Annotated in this window: 14 protein-coding genes; 7 read left to right on the forward strand and 7 right to left on the reverse strand. The window is 68.1% G+C overall.

Going from position 1 to position 21,833, the window contains the following annotated elements:
• A partial coding sequence (locus AC50X6_RS11125; RefSeq protein ID WP_494966273.1) for an HNH endonuclease occupies positions 1-869 on the forward strand: 869 nt, incomplete at its 5' end.
• A 250-nt stretch (positions 870-1,119) separates the two neighbouring features.
• On the opposite strand, the gene AC50X6_RS11130 is transcribed toward AC50X6_RS11125, so the two are convergent.
• The 3 genes from AC50X6_RS11130 to AC50X6_RS11140 form a co-directional block, all read right to left on the reverse strand.
• On the reverse strand, positions 1,120-3,672 hold the full coding sequence (locus AC50X6_RS11130) for an MMPL family transporter (RefSeq protein WP_494966274.1): 2,553 nt from the start codon (positions 3,670-3,672) through the stop codon (positions 1,120-1,122).
• A 1-nt stretch (position 3,673) separates the two neighbouring features.
• On the reverse strand, positions 3,674-4,363 hold the full coding sequence (locus tag AC50X6_RS11135; RefSeq protein ID WP_494966372.1) for a TetR/AcrR family transcriptional regulator: 690 nt from the start codon (positions 4,361-4,363) through the stop codon (positions 3,674-3,676).
• A 233-nt stretch (positions 4,364-4,596) separates the two neighbouring features.
• Positions 4,597-5,049 (reverse strand): YbjQ family protein, encoded by a 453-nt coding sequence (locus tag AC50X6_RS11140; protein WP_494966275.1) that lies wholly within the window; start codon positions 5,047-5,049, stop codon positions 4,597-4,599.
• A gap of 251 nt (positions 5,050-5,300) precedes the next feature.
• On the opposite strand from AC50X6_RS11140, the gene AC50X6_RS11145 reads away from it, so the two are divergent.
• Positions 5,301-5,888 (forward strand): hypothetical protein, encoded by a 588-nt coding sequence (locus AC50X6_RS11145; RefSeq protein ID WP_494966276.1) that lies wholly within the window; start codon positions 5,301-5,303, stop codon positions 5,886-5,888.
• Between the two features lie 81 nt (positions 5,889-5,969).
• Here the strand turns inward: AC50X6_RS11145 and AC50X6_RS11150 are convergent, their stop codons facing one another.
• The 4 genes from AC50X6_RS11150 to AC50X6_RS11165 form a co-directional block, all read right to left on the reverse strand.
• Positions 5,970-7,454, reverse strand: coding sequence for a dicarboxylate/amino acid:cation symporter (locus AC50X6_RS11150; RefSeq protein ID WP_494966277.1), 1,485 nt, complete (start codon positions 7,452-7,454; stop codon positions 5,970-5,972).
• A gap of 283 nt (positions 7,455-7,737) precedes the next feature.
• Positions 7,738-9,432 (reverse strand): DUF885 domain-containing protein, encoded by a 1,695-nt coding sequence (locus AC50X6_RS11155; protein WP_494966278.1) that lies wholly within the window; start codon positions 9,430-9,432, stop codon positions 7,738-7,740.
• 81 nt (positions 9,433-9,513) lie between these two features.
• Positions 9,514-9,765 carry an acyl-CoA carboxylase subunit epsilon gene (locus tag AC50X6_RS11160; protein WP_494966279.1) on the reverse strand — a complete coding sequence of 84 codons (252 nt, stop codon included), beginning with the start codon at positions 9,763-9,765 and terminating at the stop codon, positions 9,514-9,516.
• Positions 9,762-11,345: an acyl-CoA carboxylase subunit beta gene (locus AC50X6_RS11165; RefSeq protein WP_494966280.1), complete on the reverse strand. Its 1,584-nt coding sequence runs from the start codon at positions 11,343-11,345 to the stop codon at positions 9,762-9,764. The genes AC50X6_RS11160 and AC50X6_RS11165 overlap by 4 nt, the downstream gene beginning before the upstream one ends.
• Before the next feature lie 318 nt (positions 11,346-11,663).
• Between AC50X6_RS11165 and AC50X6_RS11170 the strand changes: the two genes are divergently transcribed.
• The 5 genes from AC50X6_RS11170 (at position 11,664) to AC50X6_RS11190 (ending at position 21,805) form a co-directional block, all read left to right on the forward strand.
• Entirely contained in the window at positions 11,664-12,569 is a 906-nt protein-coding gene (locus tag AC50X6_RS11170; RefSeq protein ID WP_494966281.1) for an SDR family oxidoreductase, read from the forward strand.
• Positions 12,570-12,642: 73 nt separating this feature from the next.
• On the forward strand, positions 12,643-13,611 hold the full coding sequence (locus AC50X6_RS11175; protein WP_494966282.1) for a biotin--[acetyl-CoA-carboxylase] ligase: 969 nt from the start codon (positions 12,643-12,645) through the stop codon (positions 13,609-13,611).
• Positions 13,604-14,200, forward strand: a complete 597-nt coding sequence (locus tag AC50X6_RS11180; RefSeq protein WP_494966283.1) for a PH domain-containing protein — start codon at positions 13,604-13,606, stop codon at positions 14,198-14,200. The genes AC50X6_RS11175 and AC50X6_RS11180 overlap by 8 nt, the downstream gene beginning before the upstream one ends.
• The gene (locus AC50X6_RS11185) at positions 14,190-15,521 is read left to right on the forward strand and encodes an adenylate/guanylate cyclase domain-containing protein (RefSeq protein ID WP_494966284.1); all 1,332 of its coding nucleotides are present in this window, start codon (positions 14,190-14,192) and stop codon (positions 15,519-15,521) included. The genes AC50X6_RS11180 and AC50X6_RS11185 overlap by 11 nt, the downstream gene beginning before the upstream one ends.
• A gap of 215 nt (positions 15,522-15,736) precedes the next feature.
• The gene (locus tag AC50X6_RS11190) at positions 15,737-21,805 is read left to right on the forward strand and encodes an Ig-like domain-containing protein (protein ID WP_494966285.1); all 6,069 of its coding nucleotides are present in this window, start codon (positions 15,737-15,739) and stop codon (positions 21,803-21,805) included.
• Positions 21,806-21,833: the final 28 nt, after the last annotated feature.

Genomic DNA, 21,833 nt, shown 5'->3' on the forward strand with positions numbered 1-21,833 from the left:
CCGCCCTGACCCGGCACGCCGATTCACTGCGCGCCGCCGGGGACCCCCGGTCCCGCGGCCAGCTCATGGCCGACGGCCTCCTCGAACGGACTACCGGCACCCCCGGCGGGATCACCGGAATCGAACTCCAGCTCATCATGACCGACCGCACCCTCCTCCAGAGCGACTCCGAACCCGCACGCCTCCCCGGCTACGGCATCGTCCCCGCCGGCTGGGCACGAAACATCCTCACCCACACCGCCAAAGCCGGGGCCACGGTCAACGATGACGCGGCGTTCAACCTCTTCCTCCGCCGGCTCTACACCGCCCCCGGCAGCGGGGACCTGATCGGCATGGACTCCCGCGTCCGGCTCTTCCCACCCGGGCTCCGCCGCTTCATCCAGGCCCGCGACGACACCTGCCGCACCCCCTACTGCGACGCCCCCATCCGCCACTACGACCACATCATCCCCTGGCACCACGGCGGCACCACCACCCGGACCAACGGCGCAGGACTCTGCGAAGCCTGCAACCACACCAAAGAAAACCCCGGCTGGACCGCCAAACCCCGACCCGGGCCCGACGCCGCCTCCCACCACAGGCACACCATCGACCTCACCACCCCCACCGGCCACACCTACCACTCCACCGCACCACCACTCCCAGGAACACCACTCCCGGGAATGAAGCCGCCGGGAACGACGCTGCCGGAATCAGGTCTGAGCCGGACGAAGGTGCGGGGAACGAAGCTGCGGAGATCAGGTCTGAGCCGGACGTCACCGGACCCACCCCCGCCTCACCGCCGCCGGGCCAAGATCCTCCGGAGCGCCAAGCCGCCGCCGCCAACAACAACGCGGGCAGTCACATACGGCCCATCCGACAGGGCATAACGGGCCGTATGTGATCCCCGCGTTGCAGTCAGAAGCGGGTCAGCGCGCCGCCGCGCCGCCGTCGTGACCCCGCGTTGCAGTCAGAACCTTGTCCTCGCGCCGCCACCCTGCCGCCGCCACCCTGCTGCCGTCGTGCGGGTCCGGAAGCAAGAAATCGCCGCCGTCGAACGCCTCAGGACGCAGGAAGCCGCCCGCCGATCAAAGTGATCAGCGGGCGGCTTGGAAAATCGGCGCGGGGAGCCTGTGGCTGTCAGCGCGCAGTGGCCCCGGCGACCCCCGCCGGTTCTGTTGCGGAGCCTGCACCCGTCGTCGTCCCCGGTTTGCGGAGCTTGGCGCCTTCGACGTCCACGTCCGGCAGGAGGCGGTCCAGCCAGCGCGGGAGCCACCAGGCCTTCTCGCCGAGCAGGTACATCACGGCCGGAACGATCGTCATCCGCACCACAAACGCGTCGATCAGCACGCCGAAGGCCATCGCGAAGCCCAGCGGCCGGACCATGTTCAGGTGCGAGAAGATGAAGCCCGAGAACACGCTGACCATGATGATCGCTGCCGCGGTGACCACCGCGGAGGCGTGGCTGAAGCCGGAGCGGACCGCGTGCTTGGCCGGTTCGCCGTGCATATACGCCTCACGCATGCCGGAGGCGATGAACACCTGGTAGTCCATGGCCAGGCCGAACAGCACACCGATCAGGATGATCGGCAGGAAGCTCAGCACGGCCCCCGGGTTTTCGACGCCGAAGATGGCCCCGAGCCAGCCCCACTGGTAGACCGCGACGACGGCGCCGAACGCGGCGGCGAGTGACAGCAGGAAGCCGCCGGTCGCCAGCAGCGGCACCCAGATGGAGCGGAACACGAGCAGCAGCAGGATCAGGGAGAGCCCCACCACAATCGCCAGGTACGGCGGCAGGGCGTCGCCGAGCTTGGTGGAGACGTCCACGTTGCCGGCAGTCTGGCCGGTGAGGCCGATGCTGACCCCGGTGGTGTCCTTGATCTGGCCCTTTTCGGCGCGCAGTTCGGAGACCACCTGGACGGTGCTGGCACTCGCGGGGCCTTCTTTCGGGATGACCTGGAACACCGCGGTGCGGCGGTCCGCGCTCACGGCCAGCGGGACGGCGGTGGCGACGTTCTTGGTGTCCCGGAGAATGTCGGCGACGTCGAGCTGTTTGGCCTGGGCCCCGGCTTCGCTGAGGCCGGACGGGAGGTCCCCGACCACTATGATCGGTCCGGTCATGCCCTCGCCGAAGCTGCGCTTCGTGACGTCGTACGCCTTGAAGGCCTGCGAGGCGACCGGCTCGGAGCTGGCGTCCGGCAGTGCGAGCCGGAGCTGGCTGGCGGGCAGCGCCACGATGCCGAGTAATAGGACGCCGGCCAGCAGGGCCAGGACGGGGTGTCGCGTGACGAGTCCGCCCCAGCCGTGGCTGCCGCGGTACTCGTCCTTGGCCCGGTCCTCGGTCTCGTGGCCGGGGGCTGCGTTGTGCTTTTCGGCCTTGGCCCAGGCCCGTTTGGAGATGAGCCTCCGGCCCATGAGGGACAGGACAGCGGGCGTCAAAGTCAGGGCGACGACGACGGCGACAGCCACCGTGGCGGCCGCCGACAGGCCCATCACGGCCAGGAACGGCAGCCCCGGGACCACCAGGGCAGCCAGGGCGATGATGACGGTCAGGCCGGCGAAGAGCACGGCATTGCCGGAGGTGCCGGTGGCCAGCGCCACGGACTCCTCGGGATCCATGCCGCTGAGCAGTTGGCCGCGGTGCCGGTTGACAATGAACAACGAGTAGTCGATTCCGACCGCCAGGCCGAGCATCAGCGCCAGCATCGGGGAGATGGAGCTCATGTCGACGGCGCCGCTGAGGGCAAAGGTGCCGCCGACGCCGACGGCCACGCCGACGATTGCCATCAGCAGGGGAAGCCCGGCGGCGATCAGGGTGCCGAGCATGATGATCAGGACCAGGGCTGCGACGGCGATGCCGATGATCTCGGCGGCGCCGAAGAGCTCGGAAATGTCCTCACTGATCTCCTTGCTGGGCAGGGCAGTGACGTTCGCGGAAGAGACTTCCTTGACGATGTCCTGGACTTCCTGGCGGACTGCGGGTTCGAGGCCGTTGATGGAGGTCTTGAACTGGACCTGCGCGATTGCGGCCTTACCGTCCTCGGAGACAAAACGCAGCCCCGTCGAGGCCTCCAGCTGGCGCTTGCTGAGGGCCATTTTCGTGGCGCCGGCCGCGAGGTCCCGGGTGCCGGCGTCGAGCTTTGCCTGACCTTCGGCGAGGGCGGCCTTCTGCTGGCCGAGCTGAGCGTCGATGGCGGCGGGCGGCATCCCGGCGTCGGTCATCTGCTGTTCCGCGGCGGTCAGCCGGGCCTTGCCGGCCGCAAGCTCCGCGGCCGACTGGTCCAGCCGGGCCTTGCCAGCGGCTGCCTGCTGTTCACCGGCGGCAAGATCCGTGGCGGCCTTGTCCAGGCGGGCCTGGGTTTCGAAGGGGTCAACCGTTCCCTGCACGTCCGGGAGGGCCTTGAGCTTGGCCAGGGCGGCGGACACGGCGTCCCTGCCGGCCTGGCTGAACTGGGCGTCGTCGGCTTCAAAGACAACGCTCGCGGAGCCGCCGGAGGATGAAGGAAGCTCCTTCTTGAGCTTGTCCGCCATCTGCTGGGTCTCGGTGCCCGGGATCTGGAAGTTGTTGGAGAGTGTGCCGTGGAAGGCCGCTGCCGCGCCGCCGACGGCCACCATAACGGCGAGCCACAGGGAAATCACCAGCCAGCGGTGTCGATAAGAGAATTTGCCGAGGCGGTAGAGCATCAGTGCCATGTCAGTGCCGTTCTGGGGAAGTAGTGGCCGGGGTGGCCGGAGTGGCGTCGGGGCTGGCGAAACCGGAGCCGAGGAGACTCATGGAATCGATGAGGAGTTGGCGTAGGGTGGCGAGGGAGCCGGCGGTGAGGTCGCCGCCGCAGCGGGCCAGCCAGAGATCCATGGCGGCCCGCCCGCACGCGATGACGGAGCCGGCCAGGGCGCGGAGGTAAAGTTCATCGATTTCCGTGCCGGGCGCGAAGCGTTCGCGGGCGGCCTCGATGATCTGTTCGGTGCAGTGGTCCCACGCCTCCAGCTCGGAGCGGCCCAGCTGGGGGTTGGCCTGGCCCAGGCTGTACAGTTCGGCGATCGGGGCCACAGCCATCGGGTCGGCGAGTTCAATGAGAGCCGCCCGGGCGGATTCCATAAACGATTCGCCGGCCGGGCGCAGCCGGAACTGCTGCAGCGCGTTGTCCAGGAAACCGTGGGTCACCGAGGCGATGGCTGCTTCGGTGCTGCCGAAGTAGTTGAAGAAGGTGCGGCGGGAAATGCCGGCGGCGTCGGCGATGTCCTCGACCGTGAAGTTGCCGGGTCCGTTGGACCGGAGAAGAGTTAGGGCCGCGTCTGTGATGGCCTCGCGGGTGGCCGCCTTGTTCAGCTCACGGCGCGACGGTCCCTCGGGCAGGGCAGCGGGCAGGGCACCGGGCGGGATATTGAACGGTGCCCCGGACGGCACGTCGGAGACCGGGGGCGCGGATGCGCGGGGGGATGAGGAGATGGGCACGTAATTACACTACGTGCATATTTGCACACAGGGCAACTTTTCCGCCGGGGTAAAAACTGAGGGCACACGCCGAGGGCAGACGCTGATACTGAGCGCCGGAGGGAAAGCGCCGGATACTAAGCGCCGGAGGGAAACTGCCGCGAGCAGACGCGGAGGGCAGATCAGGACGGCGGATCCGGCCGCAGATCAGCCTTTGCCTGGTCCGCCCCTGGCCCCGGACCGCGGCCGGAACCTGTGCCCGCCGCGGACTTCGTCAGGAAAACGGACTGTCCGGTGGCGCCCGGTTGGTTTTCCGCGAGCGGGATGACGAAGACGGCCGTGCCGTAAGCACAGACCTCGGTCCAGGTGGTCCCCAGCTGCGAGCTGTCGAAGCGCATGGCAACTATGGCATTGGCCCCCCGCTGCTCCGCCTCGGTGACCATCCGGGCCATGACCTGTTGCCTGCTCTCATAGAGCATGCGGGTCATCTCCGGCAGTTCCCCGCCGCCGATCGAACGGAAGCCGGCCATCACCTGCCCGCCGATGTCCCGGGCGCGGACAGTAAGCCCCATCACCTCGCCGAAAACGGCGTCGATCCGGTGGCCGGGGATGTCGTTGGAGGTCACGATCAGCATGACCCGAGCCTACCCACTCTCCGGCCCGCTGGGCCGAACACCATGCGGTAAATTGCAGCCCGTGAATCCGCCCGGAACCAGCCGGAAACCCGCCGGGAATCCGCCCGGAATCCGCCCGGAACCTTTCACAGGAAGATGAAAGGTTCCCAACAGCTCCGCACGAACTCCGCGCAGCAGACTTGGACTACGTCTTGAAAGAGACCAACCACCACGACGGAGCCGTCACGCACGGCAGATCCAGGAGACATCAGATGTCACGTACGAAGAGAATCACGCTCGGCATGTCGGCCGCTGCACTGGCACTTGGCGCCGGCCTTGGGGTCACCGGGATGGCGTCCGCGGCCACCACTCCGAGCCCCAGCCCCAGTTCCATCGCTTCGCCGGACAGCTCCACCGGCGCCACCGGCTCCACACCCGGTGACGGCCAGGGCATGCGCGGCGGCCACGGACATAAGGGCGGGGAGCGCGGCGGCCCCGGCGGCGTGCGAGCCGCCGAGCTGGCCACCAAACTCGGCGTGGACGAGGCCAAGCTGACCGAAGCACTCAAGGCATTCCGCGATGCCAACAAGCCGGCCACCCCGCCGGCTGACGGCACCAGGCCGGACCGTGCAGCCAGGGATGCTGCCCTCGCCAAATCGCTCGCATCCTCGCTGGGCATCGAGGAGTCCAAGGTCACCGCGACTCTTGAGGAACTCCGCACCGCGGCCCAGACGGAACGTGCAGCAGCGCTGAAGACCAGGCTGGACACGGCCGTCGCCGGCGGCACGCTGACCCAGGCGGAGGCCGACGCCGTCACCAAGGCCGTCGAAAAGGGCGTCATCGGCGGAGGCGGACACTAGGCCCCGCTTCATAGCCGACGCAGAAAGAAGTCCCCGGGTGATTTCCCGGGGACTTCTTTCGTGTGGTGCGTCAGGCGGGGGCTATGCCTTGGCGGCGGCCAGTTCGCGGCCTTCCGGCGTCGCTCCGGCAGACGCAGCAGTTGCGGGAGCGGCGGCAGCCGAGGGGTCGACGGCGGTGGTGCCGGCGTCGTCCGCGGTGTCGTCACTGAAAGGGTCACCGGTGCGCGGCGCGTTGTACAGCGACTCGTCCAGGATGCCGTGGCGCTTGGCCACGATGGTGGGGATCAGGGCCTGCCCGGCCACGTTGACCGCAGTGCGGCCCATGTCCAGAATCGGGTCGATGGCCAGCAGGAGGCCGACGCCGGCCAGCGGCAGGCCCAGCGTGGAGAGCGTCAGGGTCAGCATCACGACGGCGCCGGTGGTGCCGGCGGTCGCGGCGGAGCCCAGCACGGAGACGAGGGCAATCAGCAGGTATTGGGTGAAGTCGAGCTGGATGCCGAAGAACTGTGCCACGAAGATGGCCGAGATGGCCGGGTAGATAGCGGCGCAGCCGTCCATCTTGGTGGTGGCCCCCAGCGGCACGGCGAACGAGGCGTAGGCGCGGGGGACGCCGAGGCTGCGCTCGGTTACGCGCTGGGTCAGCGGCAGGGTGCCCACCGAGGAACGGGAGACGAAGGCCAGCTGAACGGCCGGCCAGACACCGGAGAAGTACTGCCTGACGGACAGGCCGTGGGCGCGGACCAGGACCGGGTAGACCACGAACAGCACCAGGGCCAGGCCCACATAGATGGCGAAGGTGAACTTGCCGAGCGAGCCGATGGTGTCCCAGCCGTAGATCGCCACGGCGTTGCCGATCAGGCCGACGGTGCCGAGCGGGGCAATCCGGATGATCCACCAGAGGACCTTCTGGATCACGGCGAGGGCGGAGGCGTTGAGGCTCAGGAACGGCTCGGCGGCCTTGCCCACCTTGAGCGCTGCGATGCCGACGGCGATCGCGATCACCAGGATCTGGAGCACGTTGAAGCTCACGGCGGTGGTGGCGACGCCCTCGGTGACGGTGGTGGTGGCGCCGAGGCCCAGGAAGTTCTTCGGGAACAGGCCGGTCAGGAAGGCCCACCAGTCGCCGGACTTGCCGGCGTACTTGGCGTCCTGGCTGATGCCGGTGTTGGCGCCGGGCTGCAGCAGCACGCCCAGTCCGATGCCGATCAGGACGGCGATCAACGAGGTGATGGCGAACCAGAGCAGCGTGTTCCAGGCCAGCCGGGCGGCGTTGGAGACCGCGCGGAGGTTGGAGATGGAGCTGACGACGGCGGTGAAGATCAGCGGCACGACGGCGGTCTGCAGCAGGGAGACGTAGCTCGAGCCGATGGTCTGCAGCGTGGCGCCGAGGGCGTTGGGGCTCGCCTTGGTGCTGCCCGTGTACTTGGCCAGCAGGCCGAGTCCCAGGCCAACGATCAGTGCGGCGATGATCTGGAAGCCGAACGAGCCGGCCCACTTGGGCAGCTGGAAGCCGGTCTTCCCGGCGGGTGCGGGGGTGTTTCTCTGAGTGCTTGTCTGAGTGCTCACCAGAACACGCTAGGACCGGGCCGCCTAGCACGACGAACGGATGTTGAGAAATGTTACGCAATCCCAATTTGGTGCCGTCCGCGGAATCCCGGGATATACGCCGGAAGACTACCCGTTTGTGAAGTTATTCCAGCCCCCGGTGTGGCGATTGTCTCTTGAGGCGAGGGCCTCCGGGACGGCGGCCCGGGGGGAGCCCGCCGAGGTGAGACTTCGCGCCCATGTGCCGGGGCATTATGGGCGCGAAGTCTCACCTCGGCGGGGATGGCTGCTCCCGGGAACCGCACTACTCCAGCAGCGCCCGCTTGAGCGTGTCGAGGCCCACGGAGCCGATGTTGAGGGCCTTGGTGTGGAAGGCCTTGAGGTCGAAGCCGGGGCGGGATTCGAGCTCGGCGCGGATCTGCTCCCAGAGCCGCTGGCCCACCTTGTACGACGGCGCCTGGCCCGGCCAGCCGAGGTAACGGGTGAACTCGAATTTGAGCTGGCCTTCGCTGATCGCGAGGTTCTGCTTCAGGAACTCGTAGCCCTTGTCCGGGGTCCAGGTGCCGGTGCCCCAGCGCCCGGGCACCGCCAACTCCAGGTGGACGCCGATGTCGAACACCACGCGGGCAGCCCGCATCCGTTGCATGTCCAGCATGCCCATGTGGTCACCCGGGTCCTTGAGGTAGCCCAGTTCCTGCATGAGCTTCTCCGCGTAAAGCGCCCAGCCTTCGCCGTGCCCGGACGTCCAGCAGGCGTTGCGGCGCCAGTTGTTGAGCAGTTCGCGGCGGTAGGTGGCGGTGGCGACCTGCAGGTGGTGGCCGGGGACCCCCTCGTGGAATACCGTGGTGGTCTCGGACCAGGTGGTGAAGGTGTCCTCGCCCGGCGGCACGGACCACCACATGCGGCCTGGCCGGCTGAAGTCGTCCGAGGGGCCGGTGTAGTAGATGCCGCCTTCCTGGGTGGGGGCAATCTTGCACTCCAGCGTCTTCATCACATCCGGGATGTCGAAGTGCACCCCGGCCAGCTCGGCCACAGCCTTGTCGGAGAGCTGCTGCATCCATGCCCGGAGGGCGTCGGTGCCCTTGAGCTGGCGGGCGGGATCGCTGTTCAGGATCTCCTTGGCTTCCTCCACCGAAGCGCCGGGACGGATCTCGCCGGCCACGCGCTCCTGCTCGGCGATCAGGCGGTCCAGTTCCTGCACGCCCCAGGCATAGGTTTCCTCAAGGTCCACCGTGGCGCCGAGGAAGTCGCGCGAGGCCAGCGCGTAGCGCTCGCGGCCCACGGCGTCCTTTTCCGGGGCAGCCGGCAGCAGCTCGGACTCCAGGAAGCCGGCGAGCCGGGAGTACGCGACCCGGGCGGCGGCAGCACCGGCGTCGAGCCTGGACTGCACCTCCGCCGGAAGCGGCCCGTCGTCGGTTTTTGCCTCGGCGGCCAGTTTCGCGAAGAAGCCGTCGTCCGCGGCGTGGTTGGTGGCCTGTTCGATCACGATCGACACCTGGCGGGCCGCGGCAATCCGGCCGTCCTTACTGGCCGAACGCAGCGACTCGATGTAGCCGTCGAGCGCGGACTGGACGTTCCGCGCGCGGCCCGCGATGTGGTCCCACTGCCCGGCGGTGTCCGTCGGCATGAGGTCGAAGATCGCGCGGATCTCCTGGGCGGGGGAGGCAATGTTGTTCAGCTGGGCCGCGTCCCAGCCCGATCCGTGGATTTCCAGCTGCAGGCCCAGGCGTTCGCGCATGGCGTCGAGGGTGACGGCGTCGACGTCGTCCACCGGCTCCAGCCCGTCCAGCGTGGCCAGTGCCCCGCGCGCGGCGACGGCGAATTCCTCGAGCCCGGCGGGGGAGAAGTCCTGGTATTCGGTTTCGTGGCCGGGGAGCCCCAGCTCGGTGGCGAAGCTCGGATTGAGCCGGATCAGGGTGTCCGTGTAGGCATCGGCGACCGCGTCGATGGCCGTCTTCGGGCGCACAGGGGCAGTATCTTCAGTGGTTTCGGTAGTCACCCGAAAAAGACTAGCCGGGCGGCGCCGGATATGAAAGGGTTACTGAACTTTTCCCGCGGGACCCTTCGGGCGCCGTGAAACTTAGCCGCGGCTGCGCTTCCACGAGCCGGGGCCGGGCTTCGGCGCCAGCTGCAGTTGCTGCCGCCGGATCCAGTGCCGCGCGCCCGGCTTCTGGGGACTGGCGGGTTCGTCGCTGCCCAGGGCGAGGACGACGGCGGTCAGCGCCGCCAGTTCCTCCGCCGTCGGTTCGCCCTTGACGACAGAGAGCAGGATTTCGCCGGACGGCGCGGCCGGCTCCGCCCCAGATTCCTCCGCCGGTGCGGTGGGGATCACAGCGGGATGTTCCCGTGCTTCTTGGCGGGCAGGCTGGCGCGCTTGTCGCGCAGGGCGCGCAGGCCCTTGATGATCTGCACCCGGGTCTCGGACGGGGCAATAACCGCATCCACGTAACCGAGCTGGGCGGCCTGGTACGGGTTGAGGAGCTCATCCTCGTACTGCCGGATGACCTCGGAGCGCTTCGCCTCGACGTCGCCGCCGGACTCCGCCACCGCGGCGAGTTCGCGGCGGTACAGGATATTGACCGCGCCCTGGGCACCCATGACGCCGATCTGCGCGGTGGGCCAGGCCAGGTTGAGGTCGGCGCCGAGCTTTTTGGAGCCCATCACGATGTACGCTCCGCCATAGGCCTTGCGGGTGATGACAGTCAGCTTCGGCACGGTGGCCTCGGCATAGGCGTAAAGCAGCTTCGCGCCGCGTCGGATGATGCCCTGGAACTCCTGGTCCTTGCCCGGCAGGAAACCCGGCACGTCCACCAGCGTGATGATGGGGACGTTGAAGGCGTCGCAGTGCCGCACGAAGCGGGCGGCCTTTTCCGACGCGGCGATGTCCAGGGTGCCGGCGAACTGGATCGGCTGGTTGGCCACGATGCCCACGGTGTGCCCCTCGATCCGGCCGTAGCCGATCATCACGTTCGGGGCATAGAGGGACTGCATCTCAAGGAAGTGGGCGTCGTCCACGATCTGCCCGATGACCTTGCGCATGTCGTAGGGCTGGTTGGCGGAGTCCGGGATCAGCGTGTCCAGGGCGAGGTCGTCGTCGTCGAGCTCCATGTTCTGGGTGTGCTCCAGCACCGGTGCCTCGGCGAGGTTGTTTGAGGGCAGGAAGTCGAGCAGTTCGCGGACGAACTCGATCGCGTCGGCTTCGTCGGAGGCAAGGTAGGTGGAGGTTCCCGTGTTCGCGTTGTGCTGGCGGGCGCCGCCAAGGGTCTCCATGTCCACGTCCTCGCCCGTGACGGTTTTGATGACGTCCGGGCCGGTAATGAACATGTGCGAGGTCTTGTCCACCATGACCACGTAGTCGGTCAGGGCGGGGGAGTACGCCGCGCCGCCGGCGGAGGGGCCCATGATGAGGGAGATCTGCGGGACCACTCCGGAAGCGTGGACGTTGTTGCGGAAGATATCCGCGAACATCGCGAGCGAGGCCACGCCTTCCTGGATGCGGGCGCCGCCGCCGTCGAGGATGCCCACCACGGGGCAGCCGTTGCGCAGCGCGAATTCCTGGACCTTGACAATCTTCTCGCCGTTGACCTGGCTCAGCGAGCCGCCGTAAACGGAGAAGTCCTGGCTGTAGACGGCCACCGGGCGGCCGTCGACGGTGCCGTAGCCGGAGACCAGGCCGTCGCCGAGCGGCTTCTTCTTCTCCATCCCAAACGCGGTGGAGCGGTGCACGGCCAGCGCGTCGAATTCGACGAAGGAGCCGGCATCCAGCAGCAGGCCGATGCGCTCGCGGGCCGTGTTCTTGCCGCGTGCATGCTGCTTCTCGATCGCTTCCGGGCCGGAGGGCTGCTCAGCACGGGCCTGGCGGTCGCGGAAGTCTGCAATCTTTCCCGCAGTCGTGGTCAGATCGTGGCTCATCAAGTGTCTCCGGCTCTGTCGCTGATTGTCCTGGCGCTGGTACTTCTGAGGTTCGCTGGCCCTGTCCCGCGTGGCGGTTTAGCTGGATTCCACAAAAGCAAGGCCTTGATGGCAAGTCTAATGACGCTATTGGCCCATACCGCTGTAGAAAACCTACAATATTCGCGCCGAGTCTCGCCGTGAACGTGATGGGCGGAAGTGTAGTTCGGTGGTGCTAGCTTGTGTGCAGAGTGGCGGCGTAGTCCGTGCGGTGGGTGGCGGCGCGTCGGCGGCGGGAAATGTTACTCGCCGGTAACATAAGTCCGCTAGAGTGTCCCCATGACTTCGAGCAATGATGCTTCGGGCACCGCCCGTTCCTCCCAGCAACCAGGGCCGTACCAGGCCGCCGGTTCCCTCCAGGGCCGCACCATCCTCATCTCCGGGGGAAGCCGCGGGATCGGACTGGCGATTGCCACCCGGGCCGCGCGCGACGGCGCCAATATCGTCCTGATGGCCAAGACCGGCCAGCCGCACGCCAAGCTGGAAGGCACGGTCTACTCCGCCGCCGAGCAGATTGAGGCGGCCGGCGGCCAGGCACTGCCGCTGGTAGGGGATGTGCGCAACGACGACGACGTGGCCGGCGCGGTTGCCGCCGCGATGGAACGCTTCGGCGGGATCGACATCGTCATCAACAATGCCTCCGCGATCGACCTGTCCACGACGGACGCAGTGGACATGAAACGCTACGACCTGATGCAGGACATCAACGTCCGCGGCACCTTCCTGCTCTCCAAGCTCGCCCTGCCGGCACTGCGTGAATCCGACGCCGGTCAGATCCTGACACTGTCCCCGCCGCTGAACCTGGACCCCAAATGGGCCGGCCTGCACCTGGCATACACCATGGCCAAATACGGCATGAGCCTGACCACCCTTGGCCTCGCCGAGGAACTCAAGGTCGACGGCATCAACGTCAACTCGCTGTGGCCCTGCACCCTGGTCAACACGGCAGCCATCCGCAACATGCCGGGCGGGAACATGATGGTCAAGGGCGCCCGCGGCCCCCAGATCATGGCGGACGCCGCGCATGCCGTGCTGACCGCCAGCAACGCGATCCCCGAATCGGGCAGCTGGAGCGGAAACTTCTACACAGACGAGCAGGTCCTGGCCGCGGCCGGCGTCACCGACTTCACCCCCTACAGCCTGGGCGCCCCGGAGAACCGGCTGGTGCCTGACATTTTCCTCTGAGTCTCCTGCGGATCCCGGCGCCCGGCCCACCCGGCCGGGGCTACCGGAGCCGTGACTCGGTAGGATTCAAAGCATGGAAGCCGCGCAGGTAACACCGGAACGTCCGCCCCTTGACCTGAATGCCCTCAGTGATGAGGTGTTTCTCTCCGCCAACGGCATTCCGCGGCTCACCGTGGTGGAGACTACCGGATCCACCAACGCGGATCTGCTGCGTGGGGTTACCGAGGACCCCCGCGCGTTCCCGGACCTCACCGTGCTCGCCGCCGAATACCAGAACGCCGCCCGCGGCCGGCTGGACCGCCGCTGGGAAGCGCCGGCGCGCAGTTCCGTCTCCGTCTCGCTGGTACTCCGGCCGCTCAACGCCGACGGCAGGCCGCTGCCCACGCAGAGCTATTCCTGGCTTTCGCTGCTCGCGGCGCTTGCCCTGCGCGAGGCGCTTCTGGAGACGGCAGGCCTCCCGGCCGAGCTCAAATGGCCCAACGACGTGCTGGTCCGCGGCAAGAAGATCGCCGGAATCCTCGCCCAGCTTGGACCGCTGGAGGGCGGCGCCGTACCGCCCATCGTGCTGGGCACCGGCCTGAACGTGACGCTCACCGCGGCCGAACTGCCGGTACCCACCGCCACTTCGGTGCTCCTGGAACATCCGACGACGGCGGACCGGACCGCGCTGTTGAAGAGCTACCTCGCCCGTTTCGCCACGCTCTACCGCAGTTTCTGCAACGCCGACGGCGACCCCACCGCGGGGATGGCCGGCGGCCCCTCGCTGCACAAGCGCGTCGAGCATCTGCTGACGACGCTTGGCAAGCAGGTGCGCGCCCAGCTTCCCGGCGACCATGAAATCATCGGGCACGCCACGCGCCTGGACGACTACGGCTCCCTCATGGTGGTTGACGCCGCGGGCCACGAACATGTGGTGACCGCCGGCGACGTGGTGCACCTTCGCCCCTGGACCCCGCCGGGTGACAGCGCCGCCACGGGCAGTAGCGGTGGCAACAGCGCCGGCAGCAAGACTCCAGGCAGCGCCGAAAGCGGCTATGCGTAAAGAGCTCCTCCCGGGCGAGCAGGTGATTGTGGTGACCCGGCCGCAGCCCCGGGCCCTGATTGTCCCGGCGCTGCTGTTCATCGTTGTTCCCGCCCTTGCCGCCTATGCCTGCGCCTGGATTGTGAAGGGCGGCCCCACCAAGCTGGTCCCGCTCATCACGAAGGAGTGGACGCCGTGGCTGATTGGAGCCTGCGTGGCTCTGGCAGCCTGGGTGCTGTTGGGTTACTGCCTGCCGCGGGCCATTACCTGGCACGCCACCCGGTACACACTGACCAGCCAACGATTAGTTGCCCGATACGGCATGTTAAGGCGTCGTGATCAGCAGATTTCGCTGGCCGCCGTCCGGAATGTGGTCATCCACCAGTCGTTGCTCCAACGGGTAATGCGCTCCGGGAATATATCCTTGGATACCGGGTACCCCGCCGGGACGGTGGTCCCCGACGTCCCGGAAGCCGCGACGTTCCGCAACTTCATCCTTGACGCCGTCGATGACCTCCCGCGGGAGGCCCGGGGAGCCGAGGGCATAGTGCACAACCCCGATGCGGCGTGGCCGTGGGAGACGAGAGAAGGTGGAAGAGATGAGCGCTGAGAACGTCCACCATAGGACCGGTCTCCTGGCCGAAGAACCGTCGCAGGTTCCGGACGCCGTCGTCGAGACCGCCAGCCTCGAAGCAGCCGTCCTCGACTCCGTGGCCGCTTCCGCGGTCGGGTCCGTGGCCGGGAGCGCCGCCGAACCGGGCCCGTCGCAGGATGTGGAACCCGCTGCCCACTCCGCCGACGCCGTTGAGACGGACTTAGAGCCGTCCGACGCCGGCGCCGACGATGCGGCGCAACCGGTTCCCGCCGTCGTGCCCCCCACCGGGACGATGTCGGCCGAACGCGTTGCGTTGAGGGCCCTCGAGCACCGGCTCCTGGGCGGGGAGCGCAAGCTTCGCCGCCGCGAAGTTGCCGCCGGTGCGGGACTGTCCCTGCTGTCGGCCCGGAAACTGTGGCGGGCCCTGGGCTTTCCGAATATCGGCGATGAGGACGTTGCCTTCACCGAACGGGACCAGGCCGCGCTGAATACCGTGGTGGGCCCGGTTCGGGCCGGCAAGCTCACCGAGGAAGCCGCCATTTCCGTCACCCGCGCCATCGGCCAGATGACGGACCGCATGGTGGTGTGGCAGATCGAGGCCCTTGTGGAGGACATGGTCCACCAGCAGGGCGTCACCGACGCCGAGGCCCGCAAGCGACTGGTCAGCGAGCTGCCGACGCTGGTGGACGCGCTCGAGGAAATCCTGGTCTACTCCTGGCGCCGCCAGCTCAACGCCGGGGTCCAGCGCCTGGCCGTGCGCGCCGAGGCCGGTCTGGCGTCCAGCGAGGAAGGCCGCGAGGGGGACGAGGACGACGCCCCACTGCCGCTGGCACGGGCTGTTGGCTTTGCGGACCTGGTCTCCTACACCAGCCTGTCGCGCCGGATGAACGAGAAGACGCTCGCCCAGCTGGTGCAGCGCTTCGAGAACACGTGCGCCGAGATCATCTCCGTCGGCGGCGGACGCCTCGTGAAAACGGTGGGCGACGAAGTCCTCTACATCGCCGAGACGCCCGCCGCCGGTGCCGAGATCTCGCTGGCCCTGTGCCAGGCCTTCACCGAGGACGAGATCCTCCCCGAGGCCCGCGTCGCGATGGTCTGGGGCCGCATCCTCTCGCGCCTCGGCGACATTTACGGCCCCACCGTGAACCTGGCCGCGCGGCTCACCGCCCTGGCCGACCCGGGGACGGTGCTGGTGGACTCGATGACCGCCGCCGCGCTGGAAAAGGACGAACGCTTCGTCCTGCTGCCGCGACCGGCGGAGGACGTCCGCGGCTTCGGCGAAATCCATCCGGTCCAGCTCCTGCGCGGCAGCGGCCGCGGCCTGGTCCTGGACTAGCCGGCCCCGCGCCGAACCCCGCCGCGGAAACGTGTCCCGACACCGCAGTAGGCAATCGGCGGGGAGTCCTCCCCATCGCGCGCTCCCGGAACATTCGGTAGGCTGTCGCGGGGAGTGGGCGGCCTTGTCTCGGGCCTGCCGGGGGAAACACGATGCAATGTTGAGGGAAATCTGAAGCTGTGGGACGTCTGTTTGGCACGTTGGGGAAGCCGGGATTGACGAAACGGCGCAAAAAGCTCATCACCGGTACCGCCATCGCCTCCGTGGCGGCGGTGCTCATCACCGGCGCCATCATCTACCCGGGGTTCAAGACCACCGAGGTGGAGTTGAACGACGGCGGCGTGTGGGTGGTCTCGAAGTCCAAGAATGCGGTGGGCCGGCTGAACTATCCCTCCCGCGTCCTGGACGGTGCCGTCACGCCGGCGAGCTCCACCTTTGACGTGCTCCAGGATGCCGGAACCGTGTTTGTCGACGACAGCTCCGGGTCCACCCTGAACCAGGTGTCGGCAGCCCAGATGCGGCTGGGCGGGGACAAGAAACTTCCCGGCTCGGCGGAGGTGAGCTTCGGCTCGAAGGTCATTTCCCTGACGGATGCGGCCAAGGGCACGGTGTGGGCACTCTCGCCCGCCACGGTCAACGGCTTCGACGAGGAAAATTCCGAGCCGGTCCTGAAAGGCTCGGAGGGGACCGTCTCGGCGGTGGGGTCCGATGACCGGATCTACAGCGCGGAGCCGAAAACCGGACAGATCACGGTGACCTCGGTGGACGCCGACGGCACGGCCAAAGAGACGAAAGCCAGCACCTGGGACGGGCTTAGAGGCGCTGGGGACCTGCAGCTGGCCGTCGTGGGGGACCAGCCGGTGGTGCTCGACGCCGGCCGGGGGAAGTTGTTCCTGCCCGGCGGGCGGGAACTGGCCCTGGCCGACGCCCGCGAAGCGAAGCTGCAGCTTTCCGGCCCGGCGGCGGACGCCGTCGCGATTGCCACCCCCAAGGCGCTGTTGAAGCAGCCGCTGGACGGTTCGACGGCGAAGACCGTCACCTTCGGCGGGCAGGGTGTTCCCGCGGCGCCGGTGCAGCTGGGCGGCTGCATCCATGCGGCGTGGTCCGGGGCGAACAAGTATGTCCGCGATTGTGTGAATGACGCGGATGATAAGACCGTCGCGGTTCCCAAGGCGTCCGCGTCGCCGTCGTACGCTTTCCGGGTCAACCGGGACCTGGTGGTCCTCAACGACGTGAACTCCGGCAACGTGTGGCTGGTCAACCAGAACATGCAGCTGGTCAACAACTGGGACGACGTTGTCCCGCCCAAGAACCAGTCCAAGGACCAGGACCAGGAGTCGGCGGACAACAACACCATCAACATCCTGCCGGACCGCACCAAACCGAACCGGCCGCCGGAAACCAAGCCCGACGCCGTCGGCGTCCGCCCGGGACGCACCACCATCCTGTCCGTGCTGGACAACGACTCGGACCCCGACGGCGACGTCCTCACGGCCGGCGTCGGCAACGCCGGCCCGAAAGCGGGCAGCCTCGAAAACATCTACGGCGGCACGGCCTTCCAGATCACCGTGCCGGCGGAGGCCAAGCCCGGCACCGAAACCCTTGCCTACAACGCCGCCGACGGCCGCGGCCTCACCGCCGCCGGCAGCGTCACGCTCAATGTGGTGGGCCCGGACGAGAATAAGCCGCCGCTGTTCAAACGCGGCGACCCCACCACCATGCTGGTGGAGCAGGGCAAATCGGTCAGCCAGAACATCCTCACCGACTGGACCGACCCGGACGGCGACGACCTGGTGCTGATGGACGCCACGGCGGACAATGACCAGGACCAGGTCAAAATCCGCCGCGACGGGCTCCTCACCTACCAGGACTCCGGTGCCGCGCCGGGCAAAAAATCCGTCACCGTGTCCGTCTGGGACGGCCGCGCCACCACCACCGGCAAGGTTGTGGTGAACGTGCAGCCGCCCGGCGCCCTGCAACCGGTGGTCAATGCGGACCACGTGACCGCCGTGGTGGGCCAGGACCTCGTGATCGCTCCGCTGAAGAACGACGTCGATCCCAACGGCGGTGCGCTGCGCCTCGCCCAGGTGGAAGCCGCCGGCACGGCGCAGCTGGGCCCCGTGACCGACGGCGGCACGTTCACTTTCCGCAGCGACACCCCCGGCCCCGTTTATCTGACGTACATCGCCAGCAACGGCCCGCAAAGCAGCCAGGGCCTGATCCGGGTGGACGTCGAATCCGGCAAGGACACCGGCAACCCGGTCGCCGTGCACGATGTGGCCCTCCTGCCGGTGGGCGGCAGCGTCCTGCTGGACCCGCTGGCCAATGACTCCGATCCCTCCGGGGGAGTGCTGGTCCTGCAGTCCGTGCAGCTGCAGGAAAACTCCACCGCTTCGGTCAGCGTGATCGATCACAGCGTCCTGCGGATCACCGATGTGGTGGGTACCAAGGACCCGTTCACCTTCCGCTACACCATGTCCAACGGCACCAAGTCGGCCACCGGCAGCGTCTCCGTGGTCCCCGTCCCGGCCCCCGTCGTCGTCGAGGCCCCGCAGCCCAAACCGGACGAGGTGAATGTGCGGGTCAACGACGTGGTCACCATCCCGGTGCTGGCCAACGATACCCACCCGCAGGGCGAGAAACTGACCGTTGACCCGGTGCTCCCGCAGGGCGTTCCGGCGGCTGACGGCAAGAGCTTCGTCTCCGAAGACTCGCTCCGCTTCATCGCCGGCCCGGTCCCCAAGACGGTCCGCGCCATCTACAACGCCGTGGACCCGCAGGGGCAGAAGAGCGCGGCGGCCGTCACCGTCCACATCCTGCCGCTGGAAGGCGCCGAGAACTCCCGGCCGCAGCCGAAAAACCTCACGGCGCGGGTGGTGGCCGCCGGTTCCGTACGGATCCCGGTGGAACTGGACGGGATCGACCCCGACGGCGACTCGGTCCAGCTGACCGGCATCGACAGCACGCCCGCGTTGGGCACCGCCACCGTGGGCAGCAATTTCATCGACTTCACCGCCGCCGGCGACGGCGCCGGCACGGACACCTTCCGCTACAAGGTGGTGGACCGGCAGGGCGCCGTCAACACCGGCACCGTGACCGTGGGCATCGCCCCGCGCGGGGACACGAATCAAAAGCCCACCCCGGTGGACGACGAGGTCAAGGTCCGGCCGGGCCGCCAGATCGCCGTCGACGCGACCGGCAACGACACCGATCCCGACGGCGACCCCATCCGGATCCTCGGCGACGGCATCGAGGCTGCCGCCGAACTCCAGGCCACCGTCAGCAAACAAAGCGGCCGCATCATCCTGCAGGCGCCGGGCGAGGAAGGCACCGTCAACGTCCGCTACACCGTGGCCGATGACCGGGGCGCCACGGCCCAGGCCGCCATCGCAGTCAAAGTGCAGAAAGATGTGCCGCTGCTGGCCCCGATCGCACGGGACGACCGGGTGACGTCGGCGCAGACCCTCGGCAGGACCGCCGTCGACGTGCCCGTGCTCAAAAACGACGAGGACCCCGACGGCGTCGGCGAAAACCTCAAGATCGCCACCGAAGCCAAGACCGCCCGGCCCGGTACCGAGGGCACCATGATCGTGGAGCTGACCGAACAGCCGCAGCTCATCCCGTACACCGCGGAAGACGTGGACGGGCAGAAGTCCACCGCGATCATCTGGGTCCCGGGGCTGGGGCAGCAGGTACCCACCCTGGCCAAGGACGAGGTCATCGAGGTTGTAGCCGGGCAGTCCGTCACCGTGGATCTTAAGGAATGGGTCAAGGTCCGCGACGGACGCTCGCCTCGCCTGACCCAGACGGACCGGATCAAACTGATCGGTGCCGACGGATCAGACCCGGTGGCCAATAACGGCACTGCGCTGAAGTACACCGCGGGCAAGGACTACGTGGGCCCGGGCTCGCTCAGCTTTGAAGTCACGGACGGCTCAGGCCCGGACGATCCCGCCGGCCTCAAGGCGACCCTGAGCATCCGCACCAAGGTGCTGCCGGACCCCAACCGGAACAACCCGCCCGTGCTGCTGGGCAGCCAGGTGGAGGTACCCAAGTCGGACTCCACCACCACCGACCTGGCCCGGCTCACCACGGACCCGGACGACGGCGATCTGGACCGGATGAAGTACGAGCTGGTGGGCAATGTCCCCGCAGGATTCAACGCGAGCCTTGACGGAAAGACGCTGAAGGCCGCGGCGAAGGACGGCACCGCCGCCGGAACCACCGGCGCCGTCCAGATCAAGGCCAAAGACCCGCGGGGGCTGGAGGCTACTGCCACCTACCAGCTGGCCGTGACGGCCTCCAACCGGCCCAAGCCGGTGGCCAACGACGACCTGGAACCCAACGCCGCCGCCGGCAAGCCCGTCACCGTCCGGGTGCTGGAGAACGACGCCAACCCGTTCCCGGATTCAGCGCTGAAGATCATCTCTGCCGTCACCGAGACCGGTCAGGGGAGCGCAGCGGTCAACGGCGACGCCGTGACGGTGACCCCCGCTGCGGGCTTCTCCGGAACCCTGATTGTTGCGTACACGGTTTCCGACAAGACCGCGGAATCCTCCCGTTACGCGACGGCCCGGGTCCGGCTGACGGTCAAGGACAAGCCCCTTGCTCCGGCCACACCCCAGGCGCAGAGTGTGGGGGACCGGACCGCCCTGCTGAACTGGAGTGCCCCGGCGGACCGAGGCTCCCCGATCACCAGGTACACGGTCTACGGCGAAGGCGGCTACCGCCAGGACTGCCCGGCCAACTCCTGCACCCTCAACGGGCTGAGCAACAACGCCAAGTACCACTTCCAGGTCACCGCCAGCAACGAGTTCGGCGAATCGGAGCGCTCCCCGGCCTCGGCCGAGGTGCGCCCGGATGTCAAGCCGGACACTCCGGCCGCGGCGGCGTTGAAGTTCGGCGACCAGCAGCTCACGGTCACGTGGGTGGCCCCGGCGTCCAAGGGCTCGCCCGTGAAGAGCTACGACCTGGAGATCTCGCCGGCACCGGCCGGGCAGAACGCCCAGGTCCAGAACCTCACCTCTGTGAGCTACGCCTGGAAGGGCCTCAGGAACGGCGTGGCCTACAAGGTCCGCGTCTTGGCCCGGAACGACGCGAAGGATCCGTCCGAATGGAGCGCCTACTCGGCTGCGGAAATTCCGGCCGGGGTGCCGGTGACCCCGGCGGCTCCGAGCTCCAGCCAGGCCGGTTCCGTGGGCGCGCAGAGCCAGCTTAAGGTCTCCTGGCCGGCGCCGAACAACAACGGCGACGCCATCTCGGCGTACACCCTGACCACGCTGCGCGGCGGGGCCGCCGTGGGGAGCCAGCAGGTTTCCGGCACCTCGCAAAACGTCACGGTGGACAACTCCGAGGCGGACTACACGTTCACCGTCTCGGCCACCAACAAGGCCGGCACGTCCGGTGTGAGTCCGCAGTCCGCGCGGATCCGGGCAGCAGGCAAGCCCGGCACCGTCACGAGCGGGACCGTATCGGCGCCGGGAAGCAACGGTCAGCTGACCGTGACGTTTACGCCGCTCACCCCGGCCCAGCGCAACGGCTCCCAGGATACGGAGATCAGCTACCGCTGGTCCACGGCCTATGGCTCGGGCCCGATCAGCGCCGGCGGCGGCACCATCACCGGCCAGCCGAACGGCCAGAACGTCACCGTCAACATCATTGCCACCTCCACGAAGAACAACGTGGCCGGCGACGGGAAAGCGATCGGTTCGGCCGTGCCTTATGGCCCGCCGGAAGCGCCCAGGGTCACCGGCGGTACCTCCGGCGTCGGGGATGGCCAGGTGCACTGGACCTGGACGGAGCCGAATGCCAACGGGCGGCCCATTAACAGGTACGAAGTGAACTACGACAACACCGGCTGGACAAGCGTCGGCCTGGACCGCCGCTACGACCGCAACGCCGGCGGCTGGAGCCAGGACCACAGCCTGAAGGTCCGCGCCTGCAACGGGACGGACGGGATCAAGGATTGCAGCGGTAACGATACCGCCACGGCCCGTTCCGGGGCAGACCCGACCCCGCCGCTGTCCCAGATCCAGGTGGAAGCCTCCACCGTCCGGACGTGCCCCGGCCAGCCGGGCGTCAGGGATTCCTACAGCGACGGCCCGCCCAAGGATTGCGGCGCCGGCTGGGTGGAACGGACCGAGGGCAGGCTCAACATCAACTGCACCAAGGACATCTACAACAACGGCACCCCCTGGTATCGCGTGACCCAGGGCAGCCACCCGGGCTGGTTCGTCAAGTCCACCACAGTGGATCTTTACGGACCGCGGCCCGGCGGCTGCTGATGTCAGCCGATAAACTAGCCGCCGCCGG

Source organism: Pseudarthrobacter sp. HLT1-7, from assembly GCF_059383435.1.

Coding starts and splice junctions, on each gene's coding strand:
- AC50X6_RS11130 (WP_494966274.1), bottom strand. CDS start 3,672: ATGGCACTGATGCTCTACCGCCTCGGCAAATTCTCTTATCGACACCGC.
- AC50X6_RS11140 (WP_494966275.1), bottom strand. CDS start 5,049: ATGCTGATCGTGACCTCCAACGACATCCCCGGCCACCGGATCGACGCC.
- AC50X6_RS11145 (WP_494966276.1), top strand. CDS start 5,301: ATGTCACGTACGAAGAGAATCACGCTCGGCATGTCGGCCGCTGCACTG.
- AC50X6_RS11165 (WP_494966280.1), bottom strand. CDS start 11,345: ATGAGCCACGATCTGACCACGACTGCGGGAAAGATTGCAGACTTCCGC.
- AC50X6_RS11170 (WP_494966281.1), top strand. CDS start 11,664: ATGACTTCGAGCAATGATGCTTCGGGCACCGCCCGTTCCTCCCAGCAA.
- AC50X6_RS11175 (WP_494966282.1), top strand. CDS start 12,643: ATGGAAGCCGCGCAGGTAACACCGGAACGTCCGCCCCTTGACCTGAAT.
- AC50X6_RS11180 (WP_494966283.1), top strand. CDS start 13,604: ATGCGTAAAGAGCTCCTCCCGGGCGAGCAGGTGATTGTGGTGACCCGG.
- AC50X6_RS11185 (WP_494966284.1), top strand. CDS start 14,190: ATGAGCGCTGAGAACGTCCACCATAGGACCGGTCTCCTGGCCGAAGAA.